Annotated in this window: 18 protein-coding genes; 10 read left to right on the forward strand and 8 right to left on the reverse strand. The window is 71.3% G+C overall.

The genetic code is table 11. The features are described from left to right. Positions 1-51 precede the first annotated feature (51 nt). A complete protein-coding gene (locus tag GEV43_RS44825; protein ID WP_160826680.1) occupies positions 52-672 on the reverse strand; it encodes a TetR/AcrR family transcriptional regulator in 621 nt (206 codons plus the stop codon). Positions 673-962: 290 nt separating this feature from the next. Further along, the gene (locus GEV43_RS44830; RefSeq protein ID WP_164717274.1) at positions 963-1,574 is read right to left on the reverse strand and encodes a hypothetical protein; all 612 of its coding nucleotides are present in this window, start codon (positions 1,572-1,574) and stop codon (positions 963-965) included. Between GEV43_RS44830 and GEV43_RS44835 the strand changes: the two genes are divergently transcribed. Next, the gene (locus tag GEV43_RS44835) at positions 1,573-2,211 is read left to right on the forward strand and encodes a TetR/AcrR family transcriptional regulator (RefSeq protein WP_241684521.1); all 639 of its coding nucleotides are present in this window, start codon (positions 1,573-1,575) and stop codon (positions 2,209-2,211) included. The genes GEV43_RS44830 and GEV43_RS44835 overlap by 2 nt on opposite strands. Before the next feature lie 21 nt (positions 2,212-2,232). Here GEV43_RS44835 and GEV43_RS44840 read toward each other — a convergent pair whose 3' ends face one another. Then, the gene (locus tag GEV43_RS44840) at positions 2,233-2,913 is read right to left on the reverse strand and encodes a TetR/AcrR family transcriptional regulator (RefSeq protein ID WP_160826683.1); all 681 of its coding nucleotides are present in this window, start codon (positions 2,911-2,913) and stop codon (positions 2,233-2,235) included. Positions 2,914-3,150: 237 nt separating this feature from the next. Between GEV43_RS44840 and GEV43_RS44845 the strand changes: the two genes are divergently transcribed. From GEV43_RS44845 to GEV43_RS55740, 7 genes are all read left to right on the forward strand, one after another. Further along, positions 3,151-4,701 carry an AMP-binding protein gene (locus tag GEV43_RS44845; RefSeq protein ID WP_160826684.1) on the forward strand — a complete coding sequence of 517 codons (1,551 nt, stop codon included), beginning with the start codon at positions 3,151-3,153 and terminating at the stop codon, positions 4,699-4,701. Between the two features lie 30 nt (positions 4,702-4,731). Then, positions 4,732-5,916 (forward strand): alkane 1-monooxygenase, encoded by a 1,185-nt coding sequence (locus tag GEV43_RS44850; protein WP_160826685.1) that lies wholly within the window; start codon positions 4,732-4,734, stop codon positions 5,914-5,916. 56 nt (positions 5,917-5,972) lie between these two features. Next, a complete protein-coding gene (locus GEV43_RS44855) occupies positions 5,973-8,174 on the forward strand; it encodes an acyl-CoA dehydrogenase (protein ID WP_160826686.1) in 2,202 nt (733 codons plus the stop codon). A 64-nt stretch (positions 8,175-8,238) separates the two neighbouring features. Continuing rightward, positions 8,239-8,397 (forward strand): rubredoxin, encoded by a 159-nt coding sequence (locus GEV43_RS44860; RefSeq protein WP_160826687.1) that lies wholly within the window; start codon positions 8,239-8,241, stop codon positions 8,395-8,397. Positions 8,398-8,401: 4 nt separating this feature from the next. Beyond that, positions 8,402-8,581: a rubredoxin gene (locus tag GEV43_RS44865; RefSeq protein ID WP_160826688.1), complete on the forward strand. Its 180-nt coding sequence runs from the start codon at positions 8,402-8,404 to the stop codon at positions 8,579-8,581. Next, positions 8,574-9,719, forward strand: a complete 1,146-nt coding sequence (locus GEV43_RS44870; RefSeq protein WP_160826689.1) for an FAD-dependent oxidoreductase — start codon at positions 8,574-8,576, stop codon at positions 9,717-9,719. Before GEV43_RS44865 ends, GEV43_RS44870 begins: the two co-directional genes overlap by 8 nt. 171 nt (positions 9,720-9,890) lie before the next feature. Next, positions 9,891-10,982, forward strand: a complete 1,092-nt coding sequence (locus GEV43_RS55740) for a helix-turn-helix domain-containing protein (protein WP_160826690.1) — start codon at positions 9,891-9,893, stop codon at positions 10,980-10,982. A gap of 187 nt (positions 10,983-11,169) precedes the next feature. Here GEV43_RS55740 and GEV43_RS44880 read toward each other — a convergent pair whose 3' ends face one another. After that, complete coding sequence (locus GEV43_RS44880) at positions 11,170-11,673, reverse strand: acyl-CoA thioesterase domain-containing protein (protein ID WP_206681718.1); 504 nt, start codon at positions 11,671-11,673, stop codon at positions 11,170-11,172. Positions 11,674-11,755: 82 nt separating this feature from the next. On the opposite strand from GEV43_RS44880, the gene GEV43_RS44885 reads away from it, so the two are divergent. Further along, on the forward strand, positions 11,756-12,682 hold the full coding sequence (locus GEV43_RS44885) for an LLM class F420-dependent oxidoreductase (protein ID WP_160826691.1): 927 nt from the start codon (positions 11,756-11,758) through the stop codon (positions 12,680-12,682). Here the strand turns inward: GEV43_RS44885 and GEV43_RS44890 are convergent. From GEV43_RS44890 to GEV43_RS44905, 4 genes are all read right to left on the reverse strand, one after another. Further along, a complete protein-coding gene (locus tag GEV43_RS44890) occupies positions 12,677-14,062 on the reverse strand; it encodes an MFS transporter (protein WP_160827040.1) in 1,386 nt (461 codons plus the stop codon). The two genes, GEV43_RS44885 and GEV43_RS44890, sit on opposite strands and share 6 nt — an antisense overlap. Before the next feature lie 149 nt (positions 14,063-14,211). Beyond that, positions 14,212-15,171 (reverse strand): NAD(P)H-quinone oxidoreductase, encoded by a 960-nt coding sequence (locus GEV43_RS44895; protein WP_160826692.1) that lies wholly within the window; start codon positions 15,169-15,171, stop codon positions 14,212-14,214. A gap of 54 nt (positions 15,172-15,225) precedes the next feature. Then, on the reverse strand, positions 15,226-16,824 hold the full coding sequence (locus GEV43_RS44900; RefSeq protein ID WP_160826693.1) for a succinic semialdehyde dehydrogenase: 1,599 nt from the start codon (positions 16,822-16,824) through the stop codon (positions 15,226-15,228). Between the two features lie 11 nt (positions 16,825-16,835). Beyond that, a complete protein-coding gene (locus GEV43_RS44905) occupies positions 16,836-17,777 on the reverse strand; it encodes an acetoacetate decarboxylase family protein (protein ID WP_160826694.1) in 942 nt (313 codons plus the stop codon). 457 nt (positions 17,778-18,234) lie between these two features. On the opposite strand from GEV43_RS44905, the gene GEV43_RS52910 reads away from it, so the two are divergent. Continuing rightward, positions 18,235-18,981: an Lsr2 family protein gene (locus tag GEV43_RS52910; RefSeq protein WP_241684522.1), complete on the forward strand. Its 747-nt coding sequence runs from the start codon at positions 18,235-18,237 to the stop codon at positions 18,979-18,981. Positions 18,982-18,987: the final 6 nt, after the last annotated feature.

The following is an 18,987-nucleotide window of genomic DNA, read 5'->3' on the forward strand; positions in this document are numbered from 1 at the left end:
AACGCGTCCGGTGCGCGGACCGCGTTCAACGTGGGGTGGCCTTGGTCTGCGTCAGGTTCCCGGGGCGGGCGAGGGGGGCGCCGTCTGCGACATCACCGGGGATGCGACGAAGAGCGCGCGGACCGCGGCGCGGACCTTGGCGGCGACCACGTCGGGGGTGGAGGCGTCGAGTTTGCCGTCCAGGTGCAGGAACGCCAGGCCGTGGACGAACGCCCAGATCGTGGTCGACAGCGCGTCCGGGTCGGCGTGGGGGAAGACGCTGCGGACGATGCCGCAGACGTATTCCCAGATGGCGATGGTCGCGCTGACCCGTTCCTCGCTGTCCGGGTCGCAGGGCTCGGCGAACATCACCCGGAACAGCGCCGGGTGGTCGAGGGCGAAGCGGACGTAGGCGACGGCGACCGCCGCGAGGTCTTCGGGGCTCTCGGGCGAGGGGTGGGCGGCGGCCAGATGTTCGGCGAGTTCGCGGTATCCCTGCGCGGCGACCGCGGAGACCAGCGCGTCGCGGTCCGCGTAGTGGCGGTAGGGGGCCGTCGCCGACACCCCGGCCCGGCGCGCCACCGCCCGCAGCGACAGCGCGGCACTGCCGTCCTCCTCAAGCAGCTCCCGCGCCGCCTGGAGGCAGGCGGCACGGAGATCGCCGTGGTGGTACGGGGCGCTCGCTCGCGGCATGGATCACACTCTCTGTGTTCGCGGCCCTGCACAGCCCGACAAATGTGTGCAGTGCATACATGATAGGCGCCGGCGGCCGGAAGGGGAAAGGGATGACCAGCGAACCATTATCGCCGTTGTCCCTGCGCTGCGGACAGGTGCCGCCGTGTCCGACGCCGCGCCGTTGGAGTCGTTTCCCGAGTGGGCAGTGGCGGGGCACGGCTACCGCACAGGGCTGCCCACCGTGAGGCGCCGCCGTAGTGAGCGGGTCCGCGCGACGGCGTTGGTGGGGCTGGGGATGTGTCGCGACTTCAGGGTGTGCACAGGTCGATGAAGGTCTGGCAGGGGGCGAGCGGTAGCGGAGCGGTGCCGTAGGTGAGCAGTCTTCCCTCTGGGCCTGGAATGCGGATGAGGCCGGCCAGGCTGCCGAAGAGTTCGTCCAGCGACTCGATGAGTGTGGGGATGTGCTGTCGTTGCGGGCGCATCGCGGCGAGCGTTCGGCCGGCGCCGTCGATGAGGTGCCCGATGTTGGCTCCGTGGCCGCGCAAGGTGGTGGACACCCGGTCGCTGAGCTCTGCGGTGGTGTCCAGGAGCCGTGAGACTTCGTCGGGGTGCTCGTGGACGCTGGGGGCGCCCGGTCCGGTGCCGGTCAGGCCGTTCGACAGGGTGTGCAGGGACATGGCCACGTCGCCGGGAGAGATGGCGGACGCCAGTTTGTGGGCGGGGGCGGCGATGTCGGGCGGGTCGGCGACGGGGGCCGTCCGGACGATGCGCGCGCCTTCGCGGAGCGCGGAGCCGGCGCCGCCGTTCCGGGCGAGGTCAGGGAGTCGGCGGGCGCGTAGTCTTGCGGGGATCGCCTGGTGGACGGCACCGGCGGGAGGAGGAGGCCGGGCCATGCCCAAGCGCGCACCGGAGCGGGTCATGCGAGTGGTGCTGACCCGCGAGCTGATCGTGCACACCGCCGTGGACCTGGTCGAACGGGAGGGCGCCAAGGCGCTGTCGATGCGCGCGGTCGGGGCCGAACTGGGCGTGACCGCGATGGCCATGTACAACCACGTGCCGAACAAGGAGGCGCTCGTTCGGGGCATCGCCGAGTACGTCATGGGGACGCTGGACCTGCCCGAGCCGAAGCCGGACGGCTGGCGGGCGGGCGCGCGCGAGCTGGCCCACGCCTTCCGCAGGACGGCCGACGAGTACCCGCGGTGCATGGCCCTGGTGGTGGTGAACAAGACGGCGCTCCCGGTCGGGCTGCGCGTCATCGAACGGGCTCTGGACCTCTGCGCCGCGGCGGGGCTGACGGGCGTCGAGCCGGTCCGCGTCGTGCGTGCGCTGATGGCCTACACGCTCGGCTCCCAGCTCCGCGAAGCGGGCCTGAAGAGGATCCTGCGGGAGAAGGAGGGGGACCTCACCGATGAACTGCGGCATCTGGAGGCCGCCGGGTTTCCGCACATGGCCGTCCATCCCGCCGAAACGGCAGAGCACGATCCCGACGCGTCGTTCGACTTCGGTCTCGAACTGTTCCTGTCGGCGGTCGAGATGAGGGCGCGGCGCGCCGACTGACACCGGCGGCGGTCCGGGCGGTCAGACCTTGGACGCGCCGCGCGGGAGCCGGTCGAGCGCGCACAGCAGCATCTCCAGGCCGTACTCGAAATCCGCGTCCGGATCCACCCGCATCAGCTCGTCGGCGAGTTCGACGACGCGGGGGATCTCGTCCAGATCGATCTCGGCGTCCGCGTCCAGGTGGTCTTCCGGCGGTCGGCCGGTCATCGAGAGCGCGCCTTCCTCCAGCATCTGCGCTCCGATCATGTAGGACATGAAGGCGCACAGCGCGTTCACGGCGGTGGCGGCGTCGAATCCGGCCGCCGCGAAGAGCGCCAGGGCCCGTTCCGCCGTCCGCCCTCCGGCCATCCGGCCGGCCGGGCTGGTGAGCACCAGGTGCATGCTGCGCGGGTAGCGGTGGGCGACGGCGCGGAAGGCGCCGGCCATGGCGCGGGCGTGCAGCTTCCAGTCCTGGTCCGGGCCGGCCTCGCGCTCGGGGACGTCCAGTCCCGCGAGGACGGACTCGGCCACGGCGGCCAGGAGTTCGTCCTTGTTCGGGACGTGGTTGTAGAGCGACATCACGCCGACGCCGAGCTCGGTGGCGATCTTGCGCATGGTCAGGGCCTTGGCCCCGTCCCGCTCGATGATCGCGATGGACGTCTGGACGATGAGCTCCCGGGTCAGCGGTCGCCGCTCGGCGTGATCGGCCGTCTTCTTCCCCATCACCGTTCTCTCCGGGTCGCCCGCCGGCCCGCGCCGTCACCGCGCGGCGGCCACGCGTGATCTCGCGTTCAACCATAGCCGTCCGGTGCCGCGGAGCGGCGGGCGGAGCCCGGGGGCCGGCCCCTCGATGTTAGGTACGGCATAAATCTTGTTTACGTTGTACGTAACGTGGCATGGTGGCCGTGACGGTGTCCCTGCGCACCGGCGCCCGTCGATGACCGGAAGTGGAGATCGCCCATGGCCCAGCTCCTGCGACGTTTCGCCGAAGCCCGCCCGCACGAGCCGGCACTGGTCGACGAGCGCGGAACGACCGGCTGGGCGGAGTTCGACGAGCGCGTGAACAGGGTCTCGAACGCGCTGCGCGACCTCGGGCTGGGAACGGGCGACGTCGTCGCGATCCACGCCGGGAACCGGCGCGAGCATTTCGAGGTGATGGCGGCGGCGAGCCACATCGGGCTCCGGTATGTGCTGCTCAACTGGCACTGGACCGCCGATGAGCTGGGCTACGTGCTGCGGGACGCGGGCGTTCGGGTGCTGTTCTCCGAATCCGAGTTCGCCTCGACGGTGACGCAGGCGGTGAACGGGCTCGATTCGCTGGCGCGCGTGTCCTTCGACGACGGCATGAGCGGTTTCACCGGCTACGGCGACCTGGTCGCCGGTGCGTCGGCGGACGAGCCGGCGGAGCCGGTCATGGGTTCCCCGATGTTCTACACCTCGGGGACCACGGGGCGGCCCAAGGGCGTCAGCCGCAGGCTGTTCGACGCCGGCCTGCCGGCCGAGACGCTGGCGCTGGTCTCGGAGGTGTTCGCGCAGACCTTCCTCGTCCCCGAGGACGGGCGGACGCTGCTGGTCGGCCCGGTCTACCACTCGGCTCAGTGGCTGTTCTCCTTCATGCCGCTGATGGGAGGCCGGCCGGTCGTCATGCGCCGCGGGTTCGACCCGGCGGAGACGCTGCGGCTGATCGACCGGCACGTGATCACCAACGTGCACCTGGTGCCGACCCAGTTCGTCCGGCTGCTGCGGCTGGACCCGTCCACCAGGCGCGCGTTCTCGGGGACGAGCCTGGCCGCGGTGTGGCACGGGGCCGCGCCCTGCGCGCCGACGGTCAAGCGGCAGATGATCGACTGGCTGGGCCCGGTGGTGCACGAGTACTACGGCTCCACCGAGGCGTCGGTGAACACGGTCATCACCGCGGCCGAATGGCTGGAGAAGCCGGGGAGCGTCGGCCGTCCGCTGCCCACGACCGAGATCAGCGTGCTCCTGGAGGACGGTTCGCCCGCCGCCCCGGGGACGCCGGGAAAGATCTGGTTCCGCTACACCAGCGGCGACGACATCGAGTACTGGGGCGACGAGGAGAAGACCGCCTCGGTGCACGGCCACGGCGGCCTGTTCACCACGGGCGACATCGGCCACTTCGACGAGGACGGCTACCTGTTCCTGTCCGACCGCGCCATCGACATGATCATCAGTGGCGGGGTGAACATCTATCCCGCCGAGATCGAGGGCGTGCTGATCGCCCATCCGGCGGTCGCGGACGTGGCGGTGTTCGGAATACCGGACGAGGAGTTCGGGGAGCAGGTCAAAGCCGTCGTCCAGCCGACGGGCGACGCCTTCGAACGCGACGGGCTGGCCGAGGCGCTGCTCGCGCACTGCCGGGAGGCGCTCGCCGGCTACAAGGTCCCCCGTTCGGTCGACTTCGTCCCCCGCTTGCCGCGGACGCCGTCAGGCAAGCTCCCCAAACGCGTCCTGCGCGATCCGTACTGGCAGGAGAACGCCCGGCGCATCTGAACGAGAGGCGCTCGGTTCACAGGAGGTGCCATGACAACGGCGAAGAATGACGCGCTCGGCGTCGAATGGGTCGACAAGAAGAAATACCTGTGGCTGCTGGGATTGGTCGTCCCGCTGGCGCCCTTCATGGGCTGGGGGCTGGTCGAGGCGACCGGTTGGGGGGCGATGTGGTTCGTCATGCCCGTCCTGCTGGGCGTCCTCACCCAGGTGCTGGACAAGATCTTCGGACAGGACTCCACGAACCCGCCGGAGAGCCTGCTGGCCTGGCTGGAGGACCAGCGCTACTACCGCTGGTGCACCTACCTGTACGTGCCGTTGCAGTACGCGGGTCTGGTGCTGGCCGCCTGGACGTGGTCGCGTCCGGACGTCTCGGTCCTCGGCAAGATCGGCGTGGTCTTCACCATCTCGCTCGTCGGCGGCATCGGCATCAACACCGCCCATGAACTGGGCCACAAGAAGGAGTCGGTGGAGCGCTGGATGTCGAAGGTCGTCCTGGCGCAGACCGCCTACGGGCACTTCTACATCGAGCACAACCGCGGCCACCACGTCCGCGTGGCCACCCCCGAGGACCCGGCCAGCGCGCGGCTCGGCGAGAGCTTCTGGCGGTTCTGGCCCCGCAGCGTATGGGGCAGTCTGAAGTCGGCCTGGCGGCTGGAGAAGGCTCGGCTGGCACGCCTGGGGAAGGGCCCGTGGACGCCGCGCAACGACGTCCTCAATTCCTGGGCCATGACCGTCGTGCTGTTCGGCGCCCTGATCGGTGTCTTCGGCCTCGGCATCACTCCGTACCTGCTGTTGCAGGTTCCCCTTGGATTCACGGTGCTGGAACTCGCGAATTACGTGGAGCACTATGGCCTGCTCCGCCAGAAGACGGCCACGGGCCGTTACGAGCGCTGCACTCCCCGACACGCCTGGAACAGCAACACCATCGCCTCGAACATCCTGATCTACAACTTGCAGCGCCACAGCGACCATCACGCCAACCCGACCCGGCGATACCAGGCACTGCGGCACTTCGACGAATCCCCGCAGTTGCCCGCCGGCTATTTCGTCATGTTCCGTCTCGCCCAGTTCCCCTGGTTGTGGCGGCGCGTGATGGACAAGCGGGTCATCGCCCACTACGGGGGCGACGCCTCGCTGGCGCACATCCAGCCCGGGAAGCACGCCCGCTACGGCGTCACCCCGCCCGGCTCGGAGACGGAGGAGATCACCGTGTGATCTGACCGGCTCGCATACCGATCACCGACAAGCGGTCTGAGAGAGGGATTGACGCGATGGGCATCGGGCTGACCGAGGAGCATGAGGCGCTGGCCGAGTCGGTGCGCGGTTTCGCCGAGCGCTACGTTCCGGCGAGTGTCGTACGGGCGGCGTTGGAGGCCGATGAGGAGTCCAGGCCGCCGTTCTGGTCGGCTCTGGCCGAGCAGGGCCTGCTCGGGCTGCATCTGGAGGAGGAGCAGGGCGGGCAGGGCTACGGCCTGCTGGAGCTGGCGATCGTCGTGGAGGAGTTGGGTCGTGCCGCTGCGCCGGGTCCGTTCCTTCCGACGGTGCTGGCGAGCGCGGTGGTGGACGCCTCCAGCAACGCCAAGGCGCGCGCGGAGCTGCTGCCGGGGCTGGCGGACGGGTCGAGGACGGCGGCGGTGGCGCTGGACGCCGCATTGACCGGCCGCCGCGACGGCGGCGCGCTCGTCGTCGGCGGCACGGCCGCGACGGTGCTGGGCGCGGTGCTCGCCGACGTGGTCGTCCTGCCGGTCGCGACCGACGACGGCGAGCAGTGGGTCGCGGTCGACGCGTCCGCGCTGAAGGTCACGCCGGTCGAGAGCCTGGACCGGGTGCGGCGCGTCGCGACCGTCGAGGTTCCCGAGGTGGCGGTGGCCGCTGACCGGGTGCTGGACGGTGTGACCGGCGGCCGGGTCCGCGACCTGGCTGCGGCGTTGTTCGGTGCGGAGGCCGCGGGTCTGGCGGGCTGGCTGGTGGCGACGGCGTCGCAGTACGCCAAGGTGCGTGAGCAGTTCGGTCGTCCGATCGGGCAGTTCCAGGGGGTCAAGCACAAGGCCGCCCGGATGCTGATCCGGCTGGAGCAGGCCCGCGCCGCCGCGTGGGACGCGGCCCGTGCGCTGGACGAGGGGGCGAAGGAGGCCGGGTTCGCGGCCGCCGTGGCCGCGGTGGTCGCGGCGGACGCGGGGGTGCGCACGGCCCGGGACGCGATCCAGATCCTGGGTGGGATCGGGTTCACCTGGGAGCACGACGTACACGTGTACCTGCGTCGGGCGCTGACGCTGCGGGCGCTGCTGGGGTCGTCTGAGGGCTGGGCGGCCAAGGTGGCGGGGCTGGCGCTGGACGGTGGGCGCCGCGAGGTGGAGCTGGAGCTGGACGAGGGCACCCAGCCGCTGCGTGAGCGCATCCGCGCCCAGGTCGCCGAGTTGGCGGCGATCAAGGACAAGAACGAGCTGAACGCCCGGATGGGCGACGACGGCTGGACCGTCCCGCACTTCCCCGAGCCGTGGGGCAAGGGCGCGGGCCCGGTCGAGCAGATCCTCATCCAGCAGGAGCTGAAGGCCGCCGGTGTGGCGGCACCAGATCTGAGGATCGGGACGTGGCTGGTGCCGTCGCTGGTCCGCTACGGGTCCGAGGAGCAGAAGGAGCGGTTCCTGCGGCCGACGCTGCGCGGGCAGATGGTGTGGTGCCAGCTGTTCTCCGAGCCCGGCGCCGGTTCGGACCTCGCGTCCCTGTCGATGAAGGCCGAACGCGTCGAGGGCGGCTGGAAGCTCACCGGCCAGAAGATCTGGACGACCGTCGCCCAGTTCGCCGACTGGGGCTTCTGCATCGCCCGCACGGACCCGGACGCGCCCAAGCACGACGGCATCACCTACTTCCTGGTCGACATGAAATCGCCGGGCGTGGACGTGCGGCCGCTGCGGGAGCTGACCGGTGACGCGCTGTTCAACGAGGTGTTCCTGGACGGGGTGTTCGTTCCGGACGACCGCGTGGTCGGCGAGGTGGACCAGGGCTGGCAGGTCGCCCGCAACACCCTGTCCAACGAGCGCGTCTCCATCTCCACTGGAAGCGGCATCGGGATGGGCGTGCCGGAGCTGCTGAGGTTCTTCGCCGGCCGCGACCGCGACCCGGTCACCACCGCGGAGATCGGACGGCTGGTGGCGCAGGGCCAGTCGATCGACCTGCTCGGGCTGCGCACCACGTTGAAACAGCTGAGCGGCGTGGAGCCGGGCGCCGAGGCGAGCGTCCGCAAACTGCTCGGCGTGCAGTTCAACCAGGACGTCGCCGACTACTGCTGGGCGGCCCAGGGCACGGCCGCGACCACCGAGGTGCCGATGGCCGAGAGCGGCATCGTCGCGCGCGCGATGCTGTTCAGCCGCGCGATGACGATCTACGGCGGCACCACCGAGGTGCAGCTCAACATCATCGGCGAACGCCTCCTCGGCCTCCCCCGCGACCCCGAACCCAAGGCGCGGCCGTGAGACGCCGCGTCCCTCTGCCCGTCTACCGCGATCTGCCGTCCACCACGATTCCCAGAGAGCCGGCATGACCTACCGCTGTCCCGTCTGCGACTACGAGTACGACGAGGAGGCCGGGGAGCCCCGCGAGGGCTTCCCGCCGGGAACCGCTTGGGCGGACGTCCCCGATGACTGGTGCTGCCCCGACTGCGGCGTCCGCGAGAAGATCGATTTCGAGAAGGTGTGAAGGAATGGAATACCGCGTCTGGGAATGCATGGTCTGCGGCTTCGTCTACGACGAGGCCGAGGGCTGGCCCGAAGAGGACATCCCGCCGGGCACCCGCTGGGAGGACATCCCCGACGACTGGTCCTGCCCCGAGTGCGGCGCGGCCAAGGCGGACTTCCGGATGACCGAGATCAGCCGTGCCTGAGCGGATCGACCGCGTCGTCATCGTCGGGACCGGCATCGCCGGGACGACCGCCGCGCTGACCCTGCGCGCCGAGGGCTACCAGGGCGGAGTGGACCTGATCGGCGCTGAGCCTCACGAGCCGTACCGGCGTCCCCCCTTGTCCAAGGAACTGCTCGCCGGCCGCATACCGCCGGAGCGGGTGCGGCTGAAACCTCCCGCGGCCTGGGCGGACCAGGGCATCGCCCTCCGCACGGGGATCAGCGCGGTGGCCTTGGACCGCGGGCGCAGGAGGGTGCGCCTGTCCGACGGCGGCGAGCTCGGCTACGACCGGCTCCTGCTGGCGACGGGCGGCAGGCCGCTCCGGATACCCGGCGCGCCGACCCTGCGGACGCTCGCCGACGCGCTCGCCCTCCGGGCCCGTTTGGACGAGGGAGGGCGGCTCCTGGTCGTCGGCGGCGGGCTCATCGGGTTGGAGGCCGCCGCCACGGCGCGGTCCGCCGGATGCGAGGTGACCGTGTGGGAAGCAGGCGATCACGTCCTCGGACGGGTGCTCCCCGGATGGCTCGCCGCCCATGTCGCGGCCGCTCATCTGCGTCGCGGCGTCGATCTGCGCACCGGGACCCCGGTGGAGGCGGTCTCTCACACGTCCGGCGGCTACCGGGTGGCGGGCGAGTCCGCGCGGTGGAACGGCGACCACGTGCTGGCCGCCGTCGGGGTGGCGCCCGACACCGCCCTGGCCGCCGAAGGAGGGCTGGCCGTGGACGACGGGATCGTCGTCGACGACCGGCTCGCCACCTTTGACGCCGCCGTGTACGCGGCGGGGGACGCCGCCCGCCTTCCCCGCGGCCGGGGCGAGCACTGGGCCGACGCCCAGGAGCAGGGCGCCACAGCGGCACGGAACATGCTCGGGCAGGACGTCGCCCACACCGCGGTCCCGTGGTGCTGGTCCGACCAGTACGGCCTGAAAATCCAGATCTGCGGCCGGCTCGTCGGAACGCCCGAGACCTCCGGTGACCCGGCGCGCCATGACGCGGCGATCTCGTTCGTCCACGACGGCGCGCTCTGCGGGGCGGTCTGCTTCAACCGGCCGAAGGAGTTCCGCGACCTCCGATCGGAAATAGCCCGTTCCGAGGACGGCTCGCAGACGGTGAAAGCGTGACCGGTGTGAAGGCGCAATTGCTTTGACGGTCCGGAAGAAGGATTCCTGAGAAGATCAGGAGGGTGCATGGGTCTTTCTCCTACGGCGAACCATCACTCGCCCGGCCCACCGGCTGCCGACGACCCCCGGTTACTGCTCCCGGCACTCGGAGCGGCCGCCACCGAGATCACGGTGGCGGTCCAGCGAGCGGTTCCTGAGCACTACGGAACGGAGGGCACGGCCGCCGCAAGCCTGCAACGGACGATCGAGCAGGCGGTACGGCAGTCGGTCTGCGGGTCGCAGCGCGAGAAGCGCGACGGGCTGCGGAGCGGGCGGGAGCTCTTCGAGAACCTCGGAGCGTGCGAAGCCGGGCGGCGCGACCCGGACGGCCTACAGACGGCGCTCAACGCCGGCGGCAACGCCGCGTGCCGGCACCTCGTCAAGGAGGCCAGGCGGCTGGGCGCGACCCTGGAGAACCTCACGACGGCCCTGGAGGATCTCTTCCTCTTCATCGACGAGATGACCGCGGCCGCGGCCGACGGGCACGCGCGCGCGAGAAGGGAGATGGCCGACGAGCGGGAGCACCTGCGGCGCACGCTGGCGGACCTGCTGGTTCAGGACCCGCCGGCCGGGGCGGACGCCATCAGCGGCCTCGCCGAGCGGGCCGGCTGGGGGCCGGTCCGCAGCCTCGCCGCCGTCGCCGTCCGGACACCGCGGGACGCGCCGCCGCCCGTGCTGCCGCCGGCCTTCCTGGCCAGGTGGACGGCGCCCGAGCCGTACCTGATCTGGCCTGATCCCGACGGGCCGGGAGAGCCGCCGCTCCCCCTGCACGGCGTCGCGGTACCGGTGGCCATCGGCCCGACCGTGCCGTTGGAGAAGGGCGCCATGTCACTGCGGTGGGCGCGCCGGGTTCTCGCGCTGGTCGAGCGAGGCGCGATCACGGGCGAGCGCCCGGTCCGCTGCCTCGACCACCTCCCCAGCCTGCTCACCGACATGGGCGAGGAACTCATCGGCGCCGCCCTGCCCGCACGCTTCGGCCCGCTTCTCCGGCTCCGGCCGAAACGCCGGCGCGTGCTCACGGACACGCTGCTGGTGTACCTGGAGAGCCGGGACAACGCGGTCATCGCCGCCGAACGCCTGCGAGTGCACAAGCAGACCGTCCGCAACCGGATCCGCGACGTCGAGACCGTTCTGGGCGACGCCATCCATGACCCGGCGCGCCGGATCGAACTGCTGATCCTGCTGCACCACCTGGCACGGGTCGCCGACCGCGGCCGCCGCTGAACGACCCGTGCCCCCGCCGGGCCGCCGTCCTCGTCCGGCCGGATCCTCAGCGGGACCCGTGGAGAATTGAGCGGCCATCTGGGCCTACGCGCGCAGAGCGTCATGGGGAGTGTCGTAGCAGTGCGCGACGTTGAACCCGGCGTTCGACCGTACCGTCAGGTGCGCCCGTCCGCTGGTCCGCGCCATGTCATCGGCGCAGGAGTACTTCTTGGACGATCGAGGCGATCAGCGTTCCGTCGGTTGTGCGCATCGAACCCGTGGCCAGGCCGCGGCTGCCGACGTGGGCGACGGAGCCCATGTCGTACAGCAGCCATTGGTCGACGCGTGGCGGCCGGTGGAACCAGATCGAGTGGTCGAGGCTCACGAGCAGGCCGTACCTGGTCCGCGACAGCGGCGCGCGAGCGGCGTTCACCACGGCGATGTCGGACAGGAAGGTGAGCAGGCCGGCGTGCAGCGCCGGGTCGTCCGCGACGGGCTCGGTCACGCGCACCCAGAAGGGATGGGCGAAGGGGGCGCCGTCCTTGGACGGATCGGCGGGACGCAGTTCGAAGGGCCGGTCGTCCCCGAACAGGCGGGACAGGCCCGCGGGCTCCAGCTCGTGCGGCGGCGGGACCGCCGGCGGGCCGGCCGCCTGCCAGGACTCTCCGGGCTCGGGAACGCGGCGTTGACAGGCTCCGAGCAACGATGCCACGCTACGTACGGTGTAAATAAGATTTATCTTGTATGTCGCGGCGCTTTTCGCCGTGGCTCACGGAATGGACGGAGAGGTGCTCATGAGAATCGGTGTGGCGCTGGCCGAGCGGAACGGCCCCGACGCGCTGGAACGGCTCATCGGCGACGTGCGGCGCGCGGCCGAGGACGGGCTGGCCTCGATATGGATTCCGAACGGCGCCGGGATGGACATGCTCACCGCGCTGGCGGTCGTCGGAACGCGGGTGCCCGGCATCGAGCTGGTGCCCGCGGTGGTCCCGACCTACCCCCGCCACCCGGCCGCGCTCGCGCAGCAGGCCAGGACGGCCGCGTTCGCGCTGGGGCCCGGACGGCTGACCCTGGGCGTCGGGACGTCGCACAAGATCGTGGTGGAGAACGCCTACGGTTATGACTTCGACCGGCCCGTACGGCACATGCAGGAGTACCTGTCGGTCCTGGTGCCGCTGCTGAACGGCGAGAGCGTCGCGTTCGACGGCGACACCGTCCGCGCGCGGATCGGCCTCTCGGTGCCCAACCGGGAGCGGGTGCCGCTGCTCATGGCGGCGCTCGGCCCGAGGATGCTGAAGCTGGCCGGCGAGCGCGCGGACGGGACCGTCCTGTGGATGACGGGGCCCCGGACCGTCCGCGACCACATCGTGCCGACCATCACCGCCGCGGCCGAGAGCGCGGGCCGTCCCCGGCCGCGCGTGGTGTGCATGCTGCCCGTGGCCGTGACCGACGACGCCGAGGGCGCGCGGAAGCGGGCGGCGGAGATCTTCGGGCCCTACGGGGCGCTGCCGTCCTACCGGGCCATGATGGACCGGGAGGGCGCCGAGGGCCCGGCCGACCTGGCGGTCGTCGGCGACGAGCAGGCGGTGCGGGCGACGCTGGACCGGCTGGCCGCGGCGGGCGTCACCGACTTCGTGGCCGGTGAGTTCATGCGCGGCGAGGACCGGGCCCGTACGCGGGAGTTCCTGAAGACCTTCCCCGAACGGCCCGCGCGCCTATGACGCCGTCTCGCCGGTGCGGCGCGCGGCGTAGCTGGAGAGCACGGCCAGGGCCGAGAGGACCGCCATCAGGCCCAGGGCGTACCGGTAGCCGGTGACGAGCTGGGCCACGCCCGGCTCGGAGACCCGCGACAGCGTCCCGGCGAAGACGCGGTCGCGCAGGGACGCCGCCACGGGGGCCGTGATGACGGGGAAGGCCAGCGCGGTGCTGACGACGATGCCCACGTTCATGATCATCAGGCGCATCGCGTTGACGATGCCGACGCGGTGGGACGGGAGCCCGCGCAGCAGGGCCGTGGCGTTCGCGGGGAGGAAGGCCCCCGACCCGGCGCCCATGAGCATCAGGCCCAGCATGATCGGCCAGTAGCCGGGCCGCGGCGACACCGCGGCCAGCAGCACCGCCAAGCCGAGCGTCGTCAGCGCCGACGCGAGCGCGGCCATGGTGCGGGCGTCCATGCCGCGCTGCACGAAGCCCGACCCGGTGGAGGCGACGACCGCGACGGCCGGCATGGCGAGGACCTTCAGCCCGGCAGTGACGGCGTCGTCCCCCTGGACGGCCTGAAAGAACAGGGCCATGAGCAGGACGGCGCCGATCCGGGCGGTCGCGTCCAGGAACGTGGCGAGGATGCCGAAGGCGAACGGCGGGTCGCGGAAGAGGGCGGTGTCGATGACGGGGTGCGGGCTGCGCCGCTCGACGGCGATGAAGACCGGCAGCAGGACCGCGAACACGGCGGCGCCGCCCAGCACGGGCGGGCTCGTCCAGCCGAGGTCGCCGACCTGGGACAGGCCGAACAGCAGCCCGCCGAGCCCGGCCAGGATCAGGACGTTGCCCGGCACGTCGACGCCGCGTTCGCCGCGGGCGGGTTCGACCGGCCGCAGGACGGCCGCGCCCCAGGCCAGGCACAGCACGCCGAACGGGACGTTGTACCAGAACACCCAGCGCCAGCCGAAGTCGTCGACCAGGAAGCCGCCGAGGGTGGGCCCGGCGAGCTGGGCGATGGAGAAGCCGGCGGTGTAGACGCCCAAGGCGCGGCCGAGGTGCTCGCGCGGGAACACGTCGGTGAGGATGGCCGCGCTGTTGGCCAGCAGCATCGCGGCCCCGGCGGCCTGGAGCACCCGCAGCGCCACCACGGTCCAGGCCGTCGGCGCGAAGCCGAGCAGGAGGCTGCCCAGCGTGTAGGCGCCGAGCCCGGCCAGGTACATCGCGCGGCGCCCGAACATGTCGGCGAAGCGGCCGAAGACGATGATCAGCACCGTGTTGGCCAGCATGAAGGCCAGCAGGATCCAGCTCGCCTCCACCGGCCCGGCGCGGAAATGGCGGACCACCGCGGGCAGCGCGACGTTGAGCGAGTTAGCGCCGAGGCCCATCAGGACGCTGGCCATGGTCACCACCGACAGCGTCCACCAGGCGTTGCGCGAGGGCCCGGCGGAGGGGGACGGTCGGTGTCGGCTCGCGGGGTACGGCTCACGCTCGTCCCTTCGCACGGCCCAGGAAGGCACAATATTAGAATATGATTCTAGAATGTCGGCGTTCAGCCGTTCACCAGCAGGATCTTGCCCGTGTGCCGGCCCGCCTCCATGAGCCGATGGGCCTCGCCGGCCTCGGCCATGGGCAGCCTCTGGTCGATGATCGGCCGCACGGCTCCGCTCTCGATCATCGGCCAGACGTGCTCCCGCACTCCGGCGACCACGGCGGCCTTCTGCGCGGCGGACCGGGTGCGCAGGGTCGTGCCGTGCACCGATGCCCGCTTGACGACCAACTCGGCGAGGTTGAGCGGGGCCTCCAGCCCGTCCTGCAAGCCGATGACGGCCAGGCGCCCGTCGGCGGCCAGGGACCGGACGTTGCGTTCCAAGTAACGGCCGCCGATGACGTCGAGGATGACGTCGTACGGGCCGTGCTCGGCGAAGTCCTCCGTGCGGTAGTCGATCGCCAGGTCCGCGCCCAGTTCCCGCGCCAGAGCGGCTTTCTCGGGACCGCCGACCGTGGTGACGACGCGGGCCCCCAGCGCTTTGGCGATCTGGAGCGCCATGGTGCCGACGCCCCCGGCTCCGCCGTGCATGAGGAACGTCTCGCCCTCCTTGAGCCGCGCGGTCATGACGACGTTGGACCACACCGTGGCGGCCGCTTCGGGCAGCGCCGCGGCGTCGACCAGGTCGATCCCCTTGGGGATCGGGAGCAACTGCCCCGCGGGGACGGCGACCTTCTGCGCGTAGCCGCCCCCCGTCAGCAGCGCGCAGACCTCGTCACCGACCTGCCGGCCGGTCACGCCCTGCCCGAGTGCGCTGATGCGGCCGGAGACCTCCAGGCCCGGATACGGCGAAGCCCCCGGCGGCACCGGGTAGAGCCCCATTCGCTGCATGACGTCGGCCCGGTTCAGGGCGCTGGCCGCCACATCGACGACCACCTCGCCGGCGGCGGGCGACGGGTCCTCGACCCGCGTCCAGTCCAGGACCTCGGGGCCCCCGGGCTCCTTGATCGATACTGCTCTCATGATGCTCCGTTCACAGGGGTGAGATGAGCGCGCCCGCGGCTGGGGCGCCGTGCCTCAGCGGACGCCGGCCTTCCTCATGGCCATCAGCGCGGCGGTCATGGCGAGGTTCCACGTCCGGTGCGACACACGAGCCGGCGGGGTGAACCCGTGGACGCGCTGGTGGGCGACGGTCTGGGGCTCGGTGTACTTGAGGATCCCGTCGGCCCCGTGACGGCGGCCGATGCCCGACTCGCCCATGCCGCCCATCGGTGCGTCGATGCTTCCCCACGCGGCGGCGAAGCCCTCGTTGACGTTGACGGTGCCGGCGTGCAGGCGGGCGGCGACGGCCCGGCCCCGGGCGCCGTCACCGGTCCAGACACTGGCGTTGAGCCCGTAGGGCGTGGCGTTGGCCCGGTCGATCGCCTCGTCGGCGTCGCGCACGGGGTAGACCGAGACGACGGGGCCGAAGGTCTCGTTGTCGTACAGCGTCATGTCGGGGGTGACGCCGGTGAGGATGGTCGGCTCGTAGAACAGCGGCCCGAGGTCGGGCCGGGCCCCGCCGCCGGCCAGGACGGTCGCGCCCTTGGTGACGGCGTCGTCCACGTGCGCGGTGACGGTGTTGAGCTGGGCCTGGGTGGTGAGGCTGCCGACATCGGCGCTGTAGTCGTACGAGGCGCCCATCCGGAGCTTCTCGGTGCGGGCGACGAACGCGGCGACGAACCGGTCGTGGACGGCCTCGTCCACGTAGAGGCGTTCGATGGAGACGCAGAGCTGGCCGGCCGAGGGGAAGCACGCGGCGACGGCGCCGTCGGCCGCCCGGTCGATGTCGGCGTCGTCCAGGACGAGCATGGCGTTCTTGCCGCCGAGCTCAAGGGAGGAGCCGATGAGGCGTTCGCCGGCGTCGCGCGCGATCCGGCGGCCGCTGGCGGTGGAGCCGGTGAACATCATGTAGTCGGCGCCCGCCATCAGCGCGCCGCCGATGGACTCGCCCCGCCCGATCACCATCTGCCACACGCCGAACGGCAGGCCGGCCTCGTACATCAGATCCAGCGCCCACAGCGCGGTGAGCGCGGTCTGCGTGTCGGGCTTCTGGACGACGGCGTTGCCCGCCATGAGCGCCGGGATCGCGTCGCCGGCGGCCATGCTCAGGGGGTAGTTCCACGGCGAGACGACGGCGACGGCGCCCTTGGGATGGCGCAGCTCGGTGGTGCGGGTCAGCACCGGGACCGCGCCGCGGCGGCGCTTCGGCCCGAGGAGCCGGGCGGCGCTGCGCGCGTAGTACCGGGCCGTGATCGCGATATCGGTGACCTCCAGGAACGCGTCCCGGCGGGTCTTGCCGCTCTCGGCCTGCATCAGGTCCAGCGCCTCGTCCTGGCGCGCGAGGACGAGGTCGTGGAAGCGAAGGAGGATCTTCTTCCGCTCCCGGACGGACATGGCCGCCCACTCCCCCTGGGCGGCGCGGGCGCGCGCGAACGCGCCCTCGACGTCCGCGGGCGTCGAGACCGGCAGGTCGGCCAGCGGGTCTCCGGTGTACGGGGCGTCGGTGGTGACCCGGGCGGCGTTCGCCGCGGCGGTGACCCGCCGCACCAGCCGCTTGACGAGCGCAGGGGTCAGCGAGGGCGGCAGGGCGGAACCGCGGACGGCGGATGACGGGCGGGCGTGGTCGGTGACCATGGCAGGGTTCCTTACCTCTCGTCTCGTCGCACCCGGCCCCCGGGCGGGACCGAGGTGGGGACCGGCATGTGCAGGGCGAGCTGCCCTTCGGTGACGACATCGAGCCGGACGGTCCTGACGGGGTCGAGCGAGCGCAGGTCGTCGGCCATACGGCCCGCGCCGACACGGAGAGCGGCGTCCCGCGGGAGGCTCGCGCTCCCCGCCGCCAGCACGTTCGTCTGGCTCAGCGTCGAATGCCACGCGCCGTTGATCGTCGTGTACGCGTTGAGGGTCGAGACGCGCCGGCCGCTCGGATAAGCCGTCTGGGCCGGTGTCGCCGCCGAGAACGACAGGTCCGTCCCGCCGGCATCGTTGGCCACACGTGCCACCGTTCGATCGGCATCGATATCGACATCGAGCTCGGTGACCCATTTGGGAAAGCCGTAGCCGTCGCGGCCGCGGACCTGCGCGATCTCGGTGCTCACCGGCAACGACAGCACATAGGAATCGAGACGCTCGTTCTTGAGCGCGGCGACGAGGTCCACGAACCCGAGCCGGCCGTGCCGGGCCGGTCTCACGGCGATCCCGACGGCGGCCTCGGTATAGAAGTCGATATCGCACACCTCGTACCGGAAGAACATGACCGAGACCAGCCCGAGGCCCGGCGCGACCTCCAGCGGCGCCAGTTCCCCGGGCAGGCGGGAACGGATGGCACGGGACCGGGCGAGCATCGTGATCCGGGCGGTCGAGATGCGGTAGTAGAAGTTCGGGGTGAACGTGGCGCCGATCGGGGAATCGACCCTGGTCTTGGGCATTCCCCGGAAGAAGTCCACACCGCTGACGCGGGGATCGCGGTCGACCACGTCGAGATCGGTGCCCATCCGGTAACGGTCGTAAAGGCCGCCCTTCGGAACCGCGACCGCGCGCCCGCCCAGGTCGACCTCGACCGTGTCCTGCTGCTGGATCGGTGGCATCGGAGTAGGCCCCCACATCAATGTTAGCGTTGTATACATGACCCTATCCAGCAATGTAAGCACCGTCAACAAACCGGGATGAGCGCGAACGAACCGACCCCCCGGGCACCGGCGACCCCGACGTGCCGCCGCCAACGCCGAACGAGCCGTCCAAGCCCCTGTCAGCAGCCGTTCCATCTGGCCTGGCGACGCCCCCACACTCCCTACAGACCCGCCGCAGACACTCGCCCGAGCACCTCGCCAGGACGCCCCTCCCCCGAACGTCCTGGATCGCTAGGTCCGTGGAGCAGGGCCCGATCTCGGTAAGTTCTGGCGTGATCCCTGGGGCGGACGGACCGAACCCATCGCCGGGGAGAACCGAGGGGTGTCATGCCGCAGAACAGCACCTGATCCAGCTGTGACGGGCACCGTCGGCACCCGAGATGTACGAGGACGCACGCCGAGCAGAGGAACGCGAATGGCCCCCCACCTGCTCAACCGCCGTACCGAAATCGCCGCCACCGGCCACGGCATGTTCGGCTTCTACGACAAAGAAGGCACCCACCCCGCGCCCCCGCCCTGGCACGGCGACGAGTGGTACACCGCCTCCAGCGGCGACGTTCACATCTACCCGGCCTGCCAGCAGCCCGCACCCGCCATCCGCTTCGAACGCTGGGACCAACTGCCGACGCACGACGTCTACGACAAGCTCGACCTGCCCGAAGTCGCGGCCACGCTCCACTTCGAAATCAACGGAGAGGGAACCCTGGGCTTGATGGCGGCCGCCGCCGGAGCCGAACCCGGCGTGTTCGACATCCCCCCAGGCCGCTACCACCTCCAGCTGCTCGGCTACCGGCGCTCGCTCGCCGTCGCCAAGGAACGCGACCTCCAAGCACACAACGCCGACGATGAGGAATGGGAACAGGCCCAAGGCACCGAACTGTACGTCGCCCGCTTCTGGCCAGCCCCTCTCGAACCCATCACCGAGCCGCGGGCCTCCACCGACGCCGAAACCGAACGGTACCTCGACACCGTCCACGCCTGGGCGAGGAACCAGGGCATCCCCATCGACGAGAACACCAACGATGCATGGGAGGCGGCACACGCGGCCGACATCCGGGCCTGGTACGAAGGCCAGGGAATCCCGATCAACGAGTTCGGCCGCATCCCCGGCCACATGGTCGAAAGGTACCTGGCCGCACACCACGCAGAAGAACGGGAATGACCCCCA

Origin of the sequence: Actinomadura sp. J1-007 (genome assembly GCF_009793335.1) — a bacterium.
Taxonomy (GTDB): Bacteria; Actinomycetota; Actinomycetes; order Streptosporangiales; family Streptosporangiaceae; genus Spirillospora; species Spirillospora yumaensis.

Excerpts from the sequence above, each read along its gene's own strand:
- GEV43_RS44825 (WP_160826680.1), bottom strand. The coding sequence starts at position 672 with ATGCCGCGAGCGAGCGCCCCGTACCACCACGGCGATCTCCGTGCCGCC.
- GEV43_RS44835 (WP_241684521.1), top strand. The coding sequence starts at position 1,573 with ATGCGAGTGGTGCTGACCCGCGAGCTGATCGTGCACACCGCCGTGGAC.
- GEV43_RS44830 (WP_164717274.1), bottom strand. The coding sequence starts at position 1,574 with ATGACCCGCTCCGGTGCGCGCTTGGGCATGGCCCGGCCTCCTCCTCCC.
- GEV43_RS44840 (WP_160826683.1), bottom strand. The coding sequence starts at position 2,913 with ATGGGGAAGAAGACGGCCGATCACGCCGAGCGGCGACCGCTGACCCGG.
- GEV43_RS44845 (WP_160826684.1), top strand. The coding sequence starts at position 3,151 with ATGGCCCAGCTCCTGCGACGTTTCGCCGAAGCCCGCCCGCACGAGCCG.
- GEV43_RS44850 (WP_160826685.1), top strand. The coding sequence starts at position 4,732 with ATGACAACGGCGAAGAATGACGCGCTCGGCGTCGAATGGGTCGACAAG.
- GEV43_RS44855 (WP_160826686.1), top strand. The coding sequence starts at position 5,973 with ATGGGCATCGGGCTGACCGAGGAGCATGAGGCGCTGGCCGAGTCGGTG.
- GEV43_RS44860 (WP_160826687.1), top strand. The coding sequence starts at position 8,239 with ATGACCTACCGCTGTCCCGTCTGCGACTACGAGTACGACGAGGAGGCC.
- GEV43_RS44865 (WP_160826688.1), top strand. The coding sequence starts at position 8,402 with ATGGAATACCGCGTCTGGGAATGCATGGTCTGCGGCTTCGTCTACGAC.
- GEV43_RS44885 (WP_160826691.1), top strand. The coding sequence starts at position 11,756 with ATGAGAATCGGTGTGGCGCTGGCCGAGCGGAACGGCCCCGACGCGCTG.
- GEV43_RS44890 (WP_160827040.1), bottom strand. The coding sequence starts at position 14,062 with ATGGCCAGCGTCCTGATGGGCCTCGGCGCTAACTCGCTCAACGTCGCG.
- GEV43_RS44895 (WP_160826692.1), bottom strand. The coding sequence starts at position 15,171 with ATGAGAGCAGTATCGATCAAGGAGCCCGGGGGCCCCGAGGTCCTGGAC.
- GEV43_RS44900 (WP_160826693.1), bottom strand. The coding sequence starts at position 16,824 with ATGGTCACCGACCACGCCCGCCCGTCATCCGCCGTCCGCGGTTCCGCC.
- GEV43_RS44905 (WP_160826694.1), bottom strand. The coding sequence starts at position 17,777 with ATGCCACCGATCCAGCAGCAGGACACGGTCGAGGTCGACCTGGGCGGG.
- GEV43_RS52910 (WP_241684522.1), top strand. The coding sequence starts at position 18,235 with ATGGCCCCCCACCTGCTCAACCGCCGTACCGAAATCGCCGCCACCGGC.